The 13,992-nt window shown below is 50.5% G+C and carries 20 protein-coding genes; 8 read left to right on the plus strand and 12 right to left on the minus strand.

All coding sequences use genetic code 11. The features are described from left to right. Positions 1-2 precede the first annotated feature (2 nt). Together dsrB and dsrA are read right to left on the minus strand one after the other, a co-directional pair. On the minus strand, positions 3-1,079 hold the full coding sequence (dsrB, locus tag HMY34_RS03705) for a dissimilatory-type sulfite reductase subunit beta (RefSeq protein WP_202717959.1): 1,077 nt from the start codon (positions 1,077-1,079) through the stop codon (positions 3-5). Positions 1,080-1,162: 83 nt separating this feature from the next. Beyond that, complete coding sequence (dsrA, locus tag HMY34_RS03710; RefSeq protein ID WP_202717960.1) at positions 1,163-2,464, minus strand: dissimilatory-type sulfite reductase subunit alpha; 1,302 nt, start codon at positions 2,462-2,464, stop codon at positions 1,163-1,165. A gap of 417 nt (positions 2,465-2,881) precedes the next feature. Between dsrA and HMY34_RS03715 the strand changes: the two genes are divergently transcribed. The 5 genes from HMY34_RS03715 to HMY34_RS03735 all read left to right on the plus strand — a co-directional run bounded on the left by HMY34_RS03715 (position 2,882) and on the right by HMY34_RS03735 (position 5,313). Continuing rightward, complete coding sequence (locus HMY34_RS03715; RefSeq protein ID WP_228287974.1) at positions 2,882-3,691, plus strand: TauD/TfdA family dioxygenase; 810 nt, start codon at positions 2,882-2,884, stop codon at positions 3,689-3,691. Beyond that, complete coding sequence (locus tag HMY34_RS03720) at positions 3,679-3,876, plus strand: hypothetical protein (protein WP_202717962.1); 198 nt, start codon at positions 3,679-3,681, stop codon at positions 3,874-3,876. Before HMY34_RS03715 ends, HMY34_RS03720 begins: the two co-directional genes overlap by 13 nt. 5 nt (positions 3,877-3,881) lie before the next feature. Next, a complete protein-coding gene (cas6, locus tag HMY34_RS03725; protein ID WP_202717963.1) occupies positions 3,882-4,571 on the plus strand; it encodes a type I-MYXAN CRISPR-associated protein Cas6/Cmx6 in 690 nt (229 codons plus the stop codon). Positions 4,572-4,688: 117 nt separating this feature from the next. Then, entirely contained in the window at positions 4,689-5,033 is a 345-nt protein-coding gene (locus HMY34_RS03730; protein WP_202717964.1) for a TusE/DsrC/DsvC family sulfur relay protein, read from the plus strand. Between the two features lie 88 nt (positions 5,034-5,121). Next, positions 5,122-5,313: a hypothetical protein gene (locus tag HMY34_RS03735; protein WP_202717965.1), complete on the plus strand. Its 192-nt coding sequence runs from the start codon at positions 5,122-5,124 to the stop codon at positions 5,311-5,313. A 72-nt stretch (positions 5,314-5,385) separates the two neighbouring features. On the opposite strand, the gene HMY34_RS03740 is transcribed toward HMY34_RS03735, so the two are convergent. Next, positions 5,386-6,276: a hypothetical protein gene (locus HMY34_RS03740; protein WP_202717966.1), complete on the minus strand. Its 891-nt coding sequence runs from the start codon at positions 6,274-6,276 to the stop codon at positions 5,386-5,388. Positions 6,277-6,400: 124 nt separating this feature from the next. Further along, the gene (locus tag HMY34_RS03745) at positions 6,401-7,069 is read right to left on the minus strand and encodes a Fe2+-dependent dioxygenase (RefSeq protein ID WP_202717968.1); all 669 of its coding nucleotides are present in this window, start codon (positions 7,067-7,069) and stop codon (positions 6,401-6,403) included. A 66-nt stretch (positions 7,070-7,135) separates the two neighbouring features. On the opposite strand from HMY34_RS03745, the gene HMY34_RS03750 reads away from it, so the two are divergent. Continuing rightward, a complete protein-coding gene (locus HMY34_RS03750; RefSeq protein WP_202717969.1) occupies positions 7,136-7,453 on the plus strand; it encodes a hypothetical protein in 318 nt (105 codons plus the stop codon). A 6-nt stretch (positions 7,454-7,459) separates the two neighbouring features. Here HMY34_RS03750 and soxA read toward each other — a convergent pair whose 3' ends face one another. Genes soxA through HMY34_RS03770 form a run of 4 tightly spaced genes read right to left on the minus strand, consistent with a single transcriptional unit; the run spans position 7,460 to position 10,572 of the window. Then, complete coding sequence (gene soxA / locus HMY34_RS03755) at positions 7,460-8,242, minus strand: sulfur oxidation c-type cytochrome SoxA (RefSeq protein ID WP_202717970.1); 783 nt, start codon at positions 8,240-8,242, stop codon at positions 7,460-7,462. Continuing rightward, complete coding sequence (soxX, locus tag HMY34_RS03760) at positions 8,239-8,709, minus strand: sulfur oxidation c-type cytochrome SoxX (protein ID WP_202717971.1); 471 nt, start codon at positions 8,707-8,709, stop codon at positions 8,239-8,241. Before soxX ends, soxA begins: the two co-directional genes overlap by 4 nt. 54 nt (positions 8,710-8,763) lie before the next feature. Beyond that, on the minus strand, positions 8,764-9,342 hold the full coding sequence (locus HMY34_RS03765) for a 2OG-Fe(II) oxygenase family protein (RefSeq protein WP_202717972.1): 579 nt from the start codon (positions 9,340-9,342) through the stop codon (positions 8,764-8,766). Positions 9,343-9,369: 27 nt separating this feature from the next. Then, on the minus strand, positions 9,370-10,572 hold the full coding sequence (locus HMY34_RS03770; protein ID WP_202717973.1) for an MFS transporter: 1,203 nt from the start codon (positions 10,570-10,572) through the stop codon (positions 9,370-9,372). Between the two features lie 87 nt (positions 10,573-10,659). On the opposite strand from HMY34_RS03770, the gene HMY34_RS03775 reads away from it, so the two are divergent. Together HMY34_RS03775 and HMY34_RS03780 are read left to right on the plus strand one after the other, a co-directional pair. Next, the gene (locus HMY34_RS03775; RefSeq protein WP_202717974.1) at positions 10,660-11,802 is read left to right on the plus strand and encodes a molecular chaperone DnaJ; all 1,143 of its coding nucleotides are present in this window, start codon (positions 10,660-10,662) and stop codon (positions 11,800-11,802) included. Between the two features lie 16 nt (positions 11,803-11,818). Then, positions 11,819-12,142, plus strand: a complete 324-nt coding sequence (locus HMY34_RS03780) for a low molecular weight protein tyrosine phosphatase family protein (protein ID WP_202717975.1) — start codon at positions 11,819-11,821, stop codon at positions 12,140-12,142. Here HMY34_RS03780 and HMY34_RS03785 read toward each other — a convergent pair. The 4 genes from HMY34_RS03785 to HMY34_RS03800 form a co-directional block, all read right to left on the minus strand. Further along, positions 12,139-12,321: a hypothetical protein gene (locus HMY34_RS03785; protein ID WP_202717976.1), complete on the minus strand. Its 183-nt coding sequence runs from the start codon at positions 12,319-12,321 to the stop codon at positions 12,139-12,141. The genes HMY34_RS03780 and HMY34_RS03785 overlap by 4 nt on opposite strands. A gap of 3 nt (positions 12,322-12,324) precedes the next feature. After that, a complete protein-coding gene (locus tag HMY34_RS03790) occupies positions 12,325-13,176 on the minus strand; it encodes an RpnC/YadD family protein (RefSeq protein ID WP_202717977.1) in 852 nt (283 codons plus the stop codon). Positions 13,177-13,272: 96 nt separating this feature from the next. Then, entirely contained in the window at positions 13,273-13,647 is a 375-nt protein-coding gene (locus tag HMY34_RS03795) for an HVO_A0114 family putative DNA-binding protein (protein WP_202717978.1), read from the minus strand. Further along, the gene (locus tag HMY34_RS03800; RefSeq protein WP_202717979.1) at positions 13,631-13,933 is read right to left on the minus strand and encodes a toxin-antitoxin system TumE family protein; all 303 of its coding nucleotides are present in this window, start codon (positions 13,931-13,933) and stop codon (positions 13,631-13,633) included. The genes HMY34_RS03795 and HMY34_RS03800 overlap by 17 nt, the downstream gene beginning before the upstream one ends. Between the last annotated feature and the right edge of the window lie 59 nt (positions 13,934-13,992).

A 13,992-nucleotide genomic window follows, 5' to 3' on the forward strand; every position in this document is an offset into this window, starting at 1 on the left:
GATCAGAAGCGGATGTGCGTTGAAGAGTTCAGGTTCGCACGCGCACCACGCCAGTTGTCGATGTGATACTTGGTGAATGGCAAACCAGTCACTTCAAAGAAACGCGGCCAACCGATACGCTCAACCCACTCGTTGATACGCTCCCAATCTTTCGCGCCAGCTTTGTAGCACTCCAGAATTTTCTTAACGATCGCAGTCGCTTCAGGCCAGCGTGGTGGATTGTTCGGGATACCCGCTGCCACCAAACGTTGGAAAGTAGGCTTGCCACGTGCGTTGGAGTGATTACCACCGATCCAAACAGCCAACTGCGTGTACTGGTGGTCGTTGATTTGCATTGGAGGGCATGGCGGGTAGCAAGCACCGCAACAAATGCACTTCTTCTCATCAACTTCCAAGGAAGGCTTGCCGTCAACCATTGCAGGGCGAATCGCCGCTACTGGGCAACGTGCTACAACCGTTGGACGTTCGCACACATTACCAACCAGCGCGTGGTTGATTTTGGGTGGCTTAACGTGCTGAACGTTGATCGCGATGTCGCCTTGACCGCCACAGTTGATCTGGCAGCAAGAAGTCGTAATGTGTACGCGGTTAGGCATATTCCATGACTTAAACTCTGGCAGCAGCTCATCCATCATCGCTTTCACGACACCAGAAGCGTCAGTACCCGGAATGTCGCAGTGCAACCAACCTTGCGTATGAGACAGTGAAGTCACGGAGTTACGTGTACCACCGACTGGGAAACCGGCATCTTCCAATGCTTTTACCAGTGGCTCGACTTTCGCGCCGTCAGCCATTTGGAATTCGATGTTAGAACGAATGGTGAAGTGAACATAACCTTCGCCATAAGTATCGCCGATGTCCATCAGCTTACGCAGCGTGAACACGTCGAGGATACGTTGAGTACCAGCACGAACTGTCCAAACTTTTTCGCCTGTTTTGGATACGTGAACCAAAACGCCTGGGCGTGGGTCTTCGTGATATGCCCACAGGCCGAAGTTACGGCGCATAACTGGGTGCATGTACTGGAAACCATCCGGGCATCCAGACTCAATAGGATCGCGCATTTCTGGTGCGGCCATGTGAAGCCTCCGTCAAACTCAAATTTATCAATAATCTGGGCAACAAGGCAGGGTTAAACACTGCCTTGTTGCGAAGTGCCGTCTTAGGCAGCAGCAGCCATTTTCTCTTCGCGCTTGCGGTTGAACCAAGCTTCAGCAGCTTCGTCCCAACCGTCAGTACGCACGTAAGAAACGTTACGTGGTTGCTTGATCATGTTTGGATCTGGGTCGATACCGATGCCTTCGAGGAAGTTCACCAGACCGATACGCTCAATCATTTCGCCGCAACGTTCGTGTTCCAGACCATTTTCAGCCCAGAAGTCGATGATGGAAGCAGCCAGTTCAACGATGCGCTCGTAATCTTCTTCAGTATCCAGCTTCATGAACGGGATCGTGACGATACCCATCAAGTCGCCGATTTTCAGAGTACGCTTACCACCGATCAAAACAGTTACGCCTTTATCATCACCGACTTGCAGTGCTTTTGGCATAACGTTCAGGCAGTGCATACAACGTACACAGTTGCTGTTATCAACGGTGATAGTGTCGTCATCGTTCAGCTTGATCGCTTGCGTTGGGCAGCGGCTGATAACGTTGTCGAACATGTATTGACGACCCGCAGAACGATCACCTTCTTTGCCAATTTCCTTGGCTTTCTTCATGATCATTTCTTTAACGGCTTCTTGGTTGACTTTCATGTCATCACGCCAAGTACCGATAACCGCGAAGTCCGCACGTTCAATCGCGTTTTGGCAGTCGTTCGGGCAGCCAGAAACTTTGAATTTGAACTTGTAAGGCAGCGCTGGGCGATGCACGTCATCCGTGAAGTTATTCATCAGACGGCGATGGATCGCGTGTTCGTTGCAGTTAGACATTTCGCAACGTGCTGCACCGACACAAGACATACCAGTACGCACGCAAGGGCCTGCACCACCCAAGTCCCAACCGTATTCGTTGATTTCATCAAAGAAGTGTTGGAAGTTAACGCTGTTCGCACCGATGAACATGATATTGCCGGTTTGACCGTGGAACGTCTGCAAACCAGAACCCCACTTCTCCCAGCTATCTGCCAATTGGCGCAGCATGTCAGTGGTGTAGTAGTTGCCAGCCGGTGGCTGTACACGCAGGGTGTGGAATTCTTTGGATTCCGGGAACATGTGACCGACTTCAGAGAAGCGCGGAATAATGCCGCCGCCATAACCGAAGACAGAAATGGTACCACCTTTCCAGTAGCCCATTTTGGTTTCGTAAGAATGCTCCAACTGACCCATCAGGCCGTTGATGGTGTTGCGGATGCGCTCATCTGGATGCTCATCACGCAGTTTCTTGAAACCGCTGATGAAGCTAGGCCATGGGCCTTCTTCCAGTACATCCAGCATCGGCGTTGGATAATTGTTCGTTGCCATACCTGCCTCCTCAGTAAACGATTGCAATGGCGTTTCCTCTTGACCAGCTCTACAAACTTCACAGCCAAGGGAAAGATCAAGTCAAAAACGGGTCACGTAACGTGGTTTCGCTCTATTTGCGAGTGGGCTAAGTGTATGCGTCATGCCTGCATCATAGAATCTCACCCATGGGGTGTTAGCTGAATCCATGCTGTATCCCTAAGGGGATAGGCGCTTAACATAATCAAAAATAGTCCACTAGCAGCGGTACAATAGCATATTCGGATTTTTTAATATTGCAAATAGCTACAGTGATTATCGGTCTTTGTCGAGGTCTATAAGATGCATAATTCTCCTTTTAATCTCAATGAGTTAACCACCTATCAAACATGGCGTAACAAAAAATTATCAGCCTACCCGTTACGACCCGAAGCGTTGATGACGACAATTGCAGACCCTGAAAACCCCACTAACACCGAAATAGCGCAACTCCAGCGCATTTGTCACCAACACAATCTCGCGCTGTACCATTTTGTGCAAGGCGACGTGCGCAGCAAGCGGCACGTCCACCGTTTAGGGCAGAAAGTGGGCTTGTTGCGGCTGGATAGCAATCTGTGCGCGGATGAAGATAGCCTCACTTCCTTACACGTTACCTCGCACGCGGGGCAGCATGATTACATTCCCTACACCAATAAACCGCTGAGCTGGCATACCGACGGTTACTACAACCTGCCCGAAGAGCAAATTCACGGCATGTTGTTGCATTGCGCCCAACCAGCACTTGAAGGCGGTGAAAGCTGGTTGATGGATCATGAAATTGCCTACATTTTATTGCGTGATGCCAACCCTGATTACATTCACGCCTTGATGCACCCGAATGCCTTCACGATTCCGGCCAACATATTGAACGGGGAAATCATTCGCCCCGAACAATCCGGCCCCGTGTTTAGCGTCACCGCTGCGGGGCATTTGCACATGCGCTATTCCGCCCGCCAGCGCAATGTGATCTGGCGTGATGACCCGATGACACGGGAAGCCGCCGATTTCCTATTGAATTTATGGCAACAGGACTCACCTTACAAAATAGGGTACACATTACAAGCAGGCGAAGGCTTGTTGTGCAACAACGTGCTGCATAACCGCACTGCATTTAAAGACAGCGACGACCCGACACAAACCCGCCTGCTATACCGTGGACGTTATTTTGATCGGGTTAAAGAACCTAAGGAGAGAATATGCTCAGTTTAAGCCAAATTTTGATGGTAGACGGCGATAAGATCAGCAATTTCGAGGAATTAAAGCAAATCGTGCAACAACGCGCTTTGGAAACCGGCTCAATCTTTTTCCAGATTGATATTGAACCACCCGGCTACAAAGACCGCCCCGATGATTGGTACGACCAATTGGAAATCACTTTTTCGTCGGCGAGGTAAGCGACATGTTTTGGCAGGAAGACGAGGACAAAACCCTCCCCTATCAAGCACCCGATGACGTGCTGGACGTGAGTTTCGCCATTGCGTGCAAGCAATTGCCGCTGGATCATGCGTGGGATTTAGCACAAGCCGTCCAGCAAGCCCTGCCTTGGTTTGCCGATGAAATCGTCGCGGGTGTTCACCCAATTCACGTTGCTGAAAGTGGCAACGGCTGGGAACGCCCCGATGATGCCAGCAACCAATTACTGCTACCGTCGCGGCGCACGCGGATGTTTTTACGCATTCCCAAATCACGCATCCCCGAAACACAAGCACTGTCCGGCACAACGTTGGATGTAAACGGCTACAAAGTCGGCTTGCGGGACATGAAGGAAAAACCGTTCGTGCATACCTCGGTGATTTTTGCGCGTTACGTGCTCTCGGATGCTGCAGAAGACGAAAATAGCTTCTTGCAACGCATGGCAGCAGAAGTAAAACGGGTAGCGGATTTCAAGGTGAAAAAGATGCTATGCGGCAAAAGTCACGCACTGCGTACCCCGCAAGGCGTGTTACACACGCGCCACTTAATGCTGGCGGATTTGGACAGTGACCCTTCCATTCGCTTGCAGCAATACGGGCTGGGTGAAGGGCGCAAGCTGGGTTGCGGGCTATTTATGCCGCACAAAGGCATTAAAACCCTGAAACCAACGGAATAGTCACGCACCTTTCCCCTATCCCTTTTGAGGAATGGGAGGCGCACTGCTTTTTCGTATAATTTTGCGGTCAAGAATTTCATCGAATGGCAACATTCATATTTGCATGAGGAATTAAACATGGCTTACGAAGTAAACGGTACAACCATCGAAACCACTGAAGCAGGTTATCTGGTAGACCTCAACGATTGGAACGAAGAAGTTGCTAAAGTTATTGCTGCTGAAGAAGGTATTGGCGAATTGAGCGAGCGTCATTGGGATGTGATCAACTATTTGCGTGATCAATACATCAACAACGGTGGCACGCAACCAATGGAACGCATTATCCAGAAAGCCATGGCTGATCAGTGGGGCGACAAAAAGCTGACCAGTAAAGACATGTACACCCTGTTTCCACGCGCACCCAGCAAGCAAGGCTTGAAAGTCGCTGGTCTGCCAGCCACTAACCGCAAAGGCGGCTATTGATTTCTACCCGAAAGGGGGTATTCCCCCTTTTACGTGAATCCGTTTATCCTGTTATTAGGATTTGGTTAATTTTAGAGAGGCATCGGACATGAGCACTAAGCAAGAGCTGATCAGCGAAATGATTGAAATGCAGCGCAAATTTACTGCATATGAGCAATCAGGTAATTTCAGTGCTGAAGAGTATTACGTTGGTGAGTGGAAAGCTTACCGCGAACGTTATCAGGAACTGACTAATGAAGTCCGCGAAATGGCTTCTAAAGAAGCGAATTTCTGGAAATAAGCTATCACAGCTTCAGATACGCAAAAGCCGCTCATTAGCGGCTTTTTTAATGCCAATAACGGATGAAGCAACCTACTGAGTACACGTTACACAGCCCGGCTTGCCGACCGAACGCACTTTGCGCACTTCAGCCCAAACACCAAAGTTCGCCTCATGGCGCACATCTAAAATCTCAACGAGATCACCCTTTTGGAAACCACCCATGGTGCGAGTACCATAAGGCTGGTCGTAAATGCCGTGAATTTTTTGCGTGCGGTATTGCTCACCAATCACGGGTAAACCGCTGTGTGAAGCAATATGCAAACGCTGCCCATGCCAGCCTTGCTCACGCAATTCCCCCAAATATACCCAAGTGATAATGCCTACCGGTAACGGCTGACCGCGCGGCACGTCATCGGGAATCACCACAGCATTAGCCGCCACCACATCTTCTTGAAAGCTTGGCGCAAGCTGAAAACTCGCATCACTCGACTCCTGCTTTCTGAGAATTTCAGAACGATTGGCTTGTGCCACGCGCTCATCGTCATTGGCTTTAATCGCTTTAACGGCTTTGACTTTTTTAACCGCCGTTTTTGATGTCAGCAGCGTTTTTTGCGTGACCACGGCGGGACGTTTTACTGCTACTGCCGAAAAATCTTGCCCCACGCGCGCAAAGTCAATGACGGCAGTATTATTATTTAACGCCACAGGAACACGCGCCACTGGAGCGGGCGCAGGCGGTGGTGGCAGCGGAATACGGCTGGTACGCACCACACGCAGCGGCTTCACGTCTTGTAAGCTACTGCTTAAAACAGACGGAGCGGGCGGCAACACGTCATTGGCTTCCAATACATTAAGACGCTGATAGAAATAACCTAAACCTGCCAACGTACTCGCTTGCACGGCGGCGATCGGCCCCCAAATCACAAGCTGTTTGGCGTGACTTTCCCACCACGACACTTTTTTGATTACCAATTGCCCCATGCAAAACTCCTTGTAGCTGCATCTACGTTATTTCCTTTTTCTACCTAAAATAGCGTGAGATGCAAACTGCATTCCAGATAAAGAATAGGAATTTTCAGCTTAGTGGTGGGTTTACGTTAGGTAATTACACTTCACTCCACATCCGTAGCAAATTAATGTGCACGGTGCTGATACTGGCAGCCTCATCTGACTGGGGTAACTTTGCTATCACGCCTTCGCGGGCTTTGGCTAACTGGTAGAGCAACTCACGCTGCTGCGGGTCTTTCACCAAGCTTTGCGCCCACGTCACCGCCACTAAACGGATACCTTTGGTCACTTCCGCGACTTTGTGCCAACTGCCGGAATCATACACCACCGCATCACCGGCTTCCCCGCGTATTTTTTCTTCCCCATAAGCGGTACGGATGACGATTTCGCCACCTTCATAATCGTCGTTAAGAAAAACGGTTGTGGACACATCGGTACGGTAACGCCCCGACATTGGCCCCATGACCGGATCGTCTACGTGGAAACCATACGTCATCCCCGGCAAATAACGTGCATAGAACGCCGTCGCCACCCGTAACGGCATCACCGCCGCCTGATATTCCGAGTGTTGCACCAGCGGCGACATCACCATCGCATTCAAACGCCGATGCAAGGGGCTATTCGGGGAAAGCTCTTGGTTATACTTCACCTTTGCCGCCTCCATACCTGCCGAAAAGCGCCCATCCACGAATTCACCCGTGGCAAGCAATTCCTGCACTTCTTTCACACGTTGCGCATCAAGGACATTTTTAATCAGTAATAGCATGGCATTTCCTTTCAAAGCCGGAATCGGGTAATCTGCCCACCAGACAGAAGCATAGGTTAAAGAGTGATGCAATTACGGATACAAATCAACGACACCACACGCGATATTGACGTGCCGGATTTTATGCTGGTAGAAGGCGAAGACTTTTTCGCGCAGATGGATCAGGATATGAATAAAGGCTACCAAATGAGCCGCAAGTGGGTCGACAAGCCGGATCAAGAACAACGGTGCCAAATTGTGGCAGATAAAATTCTGACGGCACTTTCCAATGGCAATCAAAAAAGCGGGACGCTAATGGCAGCCTACATCCTCAAGCGGATGCCGCAAGTACGCGAAATCCACATGAATACCGAAGGCGATATGCTGGGGCACGAACTGGTCTGAACTGTCTCAATACCTAATGGCAGGCGTTTCAATCTTCAACCCATTGGAACGCGCCATAATATACGCCCCCAACAATTTACTTTCTTCCGCATCCGGCGCAAACGGCTCGGCACGCATCAACACCAAACATTGCTTAATCCGCAAGTCGAGGTTGGCCATTTCGCCAGTATCCAAACGGTAAGCAGGGAAACCGTTGCCCTGCCCTTGGCTGATCTTTTGCCCGCGAATAAATTGCCCCGGATAACTGTCATGGCAATGGGCGCATGACATATCAATCAAACCAAATCGCAGGTGATAAAGCTCCTCGCCCTTTTTCAGCAAATCCGCCATTTCCCCATCGGTTTGCACATTCACCGGCTCACCCACCGCCAGATGCCGTACAAACGTTTCCAAGGCAATCAATTCAGCGGAATATGCTGGCAATGGCATTTCGCCCGACTGCTTTTCACGGCAAATGTTGATGCGATCATCCAACCGCACAATGCCGCCCAAAGCTTTATCGTAAATCGGGTAACGGGCAAGGTTTTTCACATCCAGCTTTTCGCCCGTTTCACCGTGACAACTGGCGCACGATTTGCCTGAAGCGGGTGACTGATTAAACAGCTCACGCCCTTGCTCGACCGCAATAAAGCCGGTGTTTTCGACTTCATCATCTTGCATGGCACGGGTTTCTTCCTTAACGAACTCATACCCCGACTTAGCGGGCTTAGGCGCTTCTGCTAAGGCATTGCCAACGCTTGCCAGCAACAAACCACTCACCAACAAGCGTGATAACGTGCGTGTAATCATTTGAGTGTTACCAAGTAAGCGATGACATCTTCCACATCCTGAGCAGCGAGGAAGGTTCTGCCCTCGTACCCCTTGCCGGGGCGATTAATCAGGCTGGGGTCACGGTAAAAACCCGGCATAATCGAATTCGGATTCAAATGGCGCGAATCCACCACTCGCAAGCGCAATTGTGGCTCTGCCAAGCGCTTGGCAATGCCGGATAAGGGTGGAGCAATCGTGCCGTAAGCTTCCACGCCTTTAATCGGCAATTCGTGACAGGCTAAACAATTCCCACGAGCCGCATTCGCAACGACTTTCTCGCCACGTAGCGCCTCGCCTTTTAAACCGCACAACGGCGCTGGAATTGAATAATTGACCATCTCCCATTTGCAATACGCTTCAGGCGGTGGCGGAACACCCTCAGCTTCCGCCGCCAAACTGGGTGTCGTTGCAAATAGCAGGAAAATTAAGGTGTTTACAGTTTTCATTGCACTATTCTATGCCTCTGCGCCCAAACAAACTTGATTTAAATCAAACTAAGTTTAGGCGAAAATAATCCACGTGGTAGCAATATATTTCACCCCTGACTGCATCACACCTGCGCGGTGTTCATGCGTCCAAAACGGGGGAAATAATACCAACTTACCTTTTTCTGGCTGCACACTGAGGTTTTGAAACAAAAAATCCGTGGAACCACCCGCCTCAACTGGCACATCATTCAAATACCACAATGCTACCAATTGGCGCATCGCAAACTGATGACTGCCACCGTCAATGTGCCAATGGTAATACTCACCCGGCTGATAACGTTGCAAGTTATAGCCCATGTCTTTAAACGGGCCTTTGAAATACGGAAACATTTCGCGGAATTCCCGCAACGCCAGCGCCAGCGAACGGTGCAAATTATTATCCACATCTTTCCAATGCGGCTTATCATCGCCGCTCACGAAAATATCGGTGGTTTTCTTCACGCTTTGGTTGCTGCCCATATCCTGACCGATACGCCCCGCGTATTGATCCGCCAGATTCTGCTCGAAACGTGCCACCATGTTGTCACACAAAAATCCCGGCAACGCATCGCGCTGTTCAAAAATAAACGAATTCGGCGCTAATTCACGCATAACACAACCTATTCATACACTTGGGAATCATCCCCAAACTTTACGCGACTCTGCCCGCACCTGCCACCGATATAACCACACACTGCACCCCAACGTCAGGCTATAAACCAACAACGACCCCATCACAATGCCCAACCAGCCTTCCCATGCCCAAAAGGGCGCAAGCACAAACCCGCCGACACTCGCCCCCATGTAATAAAACACCAAATACAACGACGACGCACTCGCCCGCGCCTGCAACGCATGGTGACTGACCCAACTACTCGCCAGCGAATGCATCAGGAAAAAGCCCAAACTGCTCACCATAAACCCCCACACAATCGCATACAGGTGCGGAATCAGCGTCAGCAACGTGCCAGCCATCAACAACACAACCCCCAAGCCCATTCCCACAGGTGCGGAAAAATACTGCGTCACCCGCCCCGACAATGCAGCCGCCAGCGTGCCGCTCAAATACGTCAAAAACAGCAAACCCAGCGCGTGCGGCGACAAATGATACGGTGCAGCCGCCAACACAAACGTGATGTAACTGTACTGATTCAGGAAAATCATAAAGTTACCGCCCGCAATCAAAAACGCCACCAGCAATACCGGATTACGCAAATGCCCGCTCATATCCCGCGCAATGTGTAGCGGGTGCAACGGTTTCGGGTGAAAATTCTGCGACTTCGGCAACAGCCACACAAACACCGCCAGTAACACCGCACTCAACGCCCCCATTGCCCCAAACGCCGCCGCCCAACCGAAATGCTCCCCCACGAAACCACCCACCATGCGCCCTGTCACCCCGCCAAGACTGTTCGCACTGATGTACACCCCCACCGCCAATACCACCGCTTTGCGGGTAAATTCATCGCCCATGTACGCAATCGCAATCGCAGGCAGCCCGCCCAAAAACAAACCCTGCAACCCACGCAATACCAGCAAACTCGTGTAACTTTCCACCTGCGACAACGCCAAAGTCGTCAACACCGCACCCGCCATCGTCACTACCATGATCGGTTTACGCCCAATCGCATCCGACAACGGCCCATACACCAACAACGATAAACCCAGCGTCAAAATGGTAACCGTCAAACTCCAGCTTGCTTCCAATTCCGTCAATTGAAATTGCTGCGCCAGTGTCGGCAATAACGACTGCACCACATGCAAGTTGGCAAAAATCATCGCCGAACCCAGGCACAACGCCAACGTCGCAGCACGAAAAGCACGGGTATTCGCTTCAATCATCGCAATCTCCTGAATTTCTCCACAGCATACTGGAACAAAGCCGCACCTAATGCCACACTAACCGCAAAACCTTGTCAGGAAGACTCCATGCCCGCTAAAAAAGTTGTCCATATCAAAACCGCGCCCGCACAAGCCGTATTGTCGCCCGCGCAAAAGAAATTCAACACCCTGATTAAAAAAATCGACGCGCAAAAACAACTGCTTGCAGAATGGCAGGAAACCTTCGAGCGTTGCCGCGCCGATGCCGTCGACAAATTAGAACCGTTAAAACAAAGCATGAAGGAACAGCAAACGGCAATGGCGCACCTGCTGGATCAGCAATTCACCGCCAATAAATTCACCAAAACCCAACAAGAAAAACTCACGCACCTTATCGTGGAACTCTGTGAAGAATTGCTACGCAGCGGTGACAACGATGAATTGAAAGCCATGTATAACAAATACACCGCCAGCGACTACGATACCGAAGCGGAAGAAGAACAAGCGATGGCGAACGAGTTCATGAAATCCATGATCGAAAAAGAATTTGGTGTTGAGCTAGACCCTGACGAGTTTGACCCAACTAATCCACAAGCCACCGCCGAACGCTTATTTGAAAAAGTAAAACAACGCGAAGCCGAGGCTGAAGCCGCTGCTGCTGCCCGCCCCCAACGCAAAAAATCTGCCAAACAACTGGCAAAAGAAGCCAAGGATGCGGAAGAAGCCGCCAATGTCAGCAAATCCATTCAAGCCGTTTACCGCCAACTCACCAGCGCCTTGCACCCCGACCGCGAGCAAGACCCCGTAGAACGCGAACGTAAAACCGAACTGATGCAGCAAGTGACCGTCGCTTACGGCAATAAAGATTTGCTGAAACTGCTGGAATTACAACTCGCGGTTGAGCAAATCGACCAAAGCAAACTCAGCAGCCTGAGCGCCGAACGCCTCAAACATTACAACAAAATCCTCAGTGACCAACTGGCTGAATTACAAGAAGAAGTCATGCTCAAGGAAGACCAAATCCGCATGATGCTGCAAATCCCACCGTTTGAACCGCTTTCTCCGAAACGCTTGGTGATGATGGTCAAACATGACACCCAAATAATGCAGTCAGAAATTAAGCGTATCCAGCAAGATCTGCGGCAGTTTAAAGATGTGAAAAATCTTAAAGCATGGTTGAAAAACATGCGCTTGCCAGAACCAGAATTTGAGTTTGATCCGTTTTTTGATGGATTTCCGCCGTTTCGTTAATCATGAGTCACCCGCAATGATCCGTGCCCTCTTCATCTGTACCCAAAATCGCTTGCGCAGCCCGACTGCTGAACAGGTTTTTTCTAGCTGGGCTAATGTGGAAACGGATTCTGCGGGGCTGGGCAATGATGCCGACGTGCATCTCTCCGTCGAACAAATCGAATGGGCAACACTGATTTTCGTGATGGAAAAAGCCCACCGTAACAAGCTGTCAAAGCAGTTTAAGGCTCACCTGAATGGCAAGCGGGTTATTTGTTTGGATATTCCTGATGATTACGATTATATGCAGCCGGAATTGATTCGGCTCCTGGAAGCGAAGGTTGGGGCGTTTCTCAGTTAAAAGTCGGAAGGTTCAGCGATTGCGGCAAGGCGACGAGAGATGCGGTTGTCGGTCTCGAATACGGTGTCCACGTCACTGTCTGGGGTGGCAATATTGTGATTGTGGGCGTAAGAGCCGAAATAGCCTAAAGCGCGTAGGCTGTATTCCGCGCCGTGCTGTTGTTTGAAAGCCGACAGCAAAGCCTAGTGCTGAACCCGCAGCTTCTGGAGTTCTTCCACAGACAAACCAGCAATGCGGGCAATATCTGCCTCAGCGATAACCCCCAACTGCAACAGACCACGGGCAACCTCTTGGGCTTTCTTTAACTCCCCCTCCAATCTGCCTTTCTCGATACCTTTCTCGATACCCTTTTCGATACCATCCCTCATGCCCCAGCTATAGGAGGCGAATTTGGTTACGTCTACTTGTGTCAACATTTCTTCAGCCTCTTTGATGTTGGGTTGCAGGTCGCGGTTTTCAGCAAGGGTTTCGAGCATCTCGAAGTAGTTGCGGAAGCCGCTTTCGTCGTCGCCCATGAGTTCGCGCAGGCGCAGCACGATGTGGTTGACCACTTCCTGCACAGGTTTACCCCGGAAATCGCATAAAATCGCCAATACCAGCGCGTCGGGCGTATCTTGTGCCAGCAGGATGCTGCAATCGACGGTGTGCATGTCGAGCAGGGCATAGCGGTAGGTGAACGCTGGGGCGGCAAAATAGTCCGGCATGGTCAGGCGTTCTTTACCGATGTAGATTAAGTGCTGATGCACCGCTTCTTTCGGGTAGGCAAGCTGGATGTCGGTGAAATAACGCAACATCCGCAACGGCATGGTGCTGTCGTTCTGATTTTGGATTTCGATGTGCAGGATGAAGTTTTCACCGTCGGCTTGGCGGCGCATCCGTGCCACTAGGTCGGCGCGACGTTGCTCTACCCGTTGCTGTTCGGTGTCGAGCAGTTCCACGGCATCCATATCCACGCCTAAGCCTAACAGCAGATTGGCGATGTCTGCTGCCAAATGACCTAGCACTGATTTACTGATGATGTCTTTGTTTCCCATGCAGGAAGTATAGCATTCTGCGCGGCGCGGGTGCAGCACATCACCGCTAAACAAAAATCACCGACAGGTGCGGGGTTAATAACAGGTAATTGGTTATTACGCCGCCGCTGCCATCAAGGTGAAGTCGGCATGAATTTCATCGAAGGGAACGCAAATGCCCTCTGCATCTTGTTCGACAATACCGTGGTCGATCAGAATTTTAATGTCATCGTGTACCCGCCGGACATCGCGCCCTAGCTGTCGCGCCAATTCGCGGATGCTGGTTTTGCCGAGCGTTTGGAGTTTGATGACTAAATCCCAACGGCGAGCGTTAATCACCTCAAAAAACATGCCGGGTGAGGTAAACGTCAGGTATTCGCCTGCGTATTCGCTTTTGTTCCAGGCATTTAGAAAACGTGCAGCCGAGGCTTGCATCGCCTGTTTTTCAGACTGGATTTTGATTTCGAGCGTGCGTTTAGTGTTGTTCTGCATAATATTGCCTCCGTTGTTCTTCTACATCCGCCAAAAAATCCCCCACAAGTTGCTGGATGGTAAGGAAAGGATAAGCTTCCTCCCGCTCACCGTAATGCCTGTGATCACCTTTGGGGCGTTCATTGTCATAACCGACAATCCGTTGATTTGGCAGACCGAAAAATAAGCGATATTTATAGAGATTCTGACTGCCTGCCACGGGTTGCGGCACTTCCCAGATCACCATTTCTTGTATGTACCCGCCGTCGTACACGATTCTGTCTTTCAGGATGAGCTTTGCTTTCATGTTGACATGATGACAACAGATAAACGAGGAATTCAAGGTGAAGGATGTGAAAAACCTTA

The sequence above is a fragment of the Thiothrix subterranea genome, assembly GCF_016772315.1.
Lineage (GTDB): Bacteria > Pseudomonadota > Gammaproteobacteria > Thiotrichales > Thiotrichaceae > Thiothrix > Thiothrix subterranea.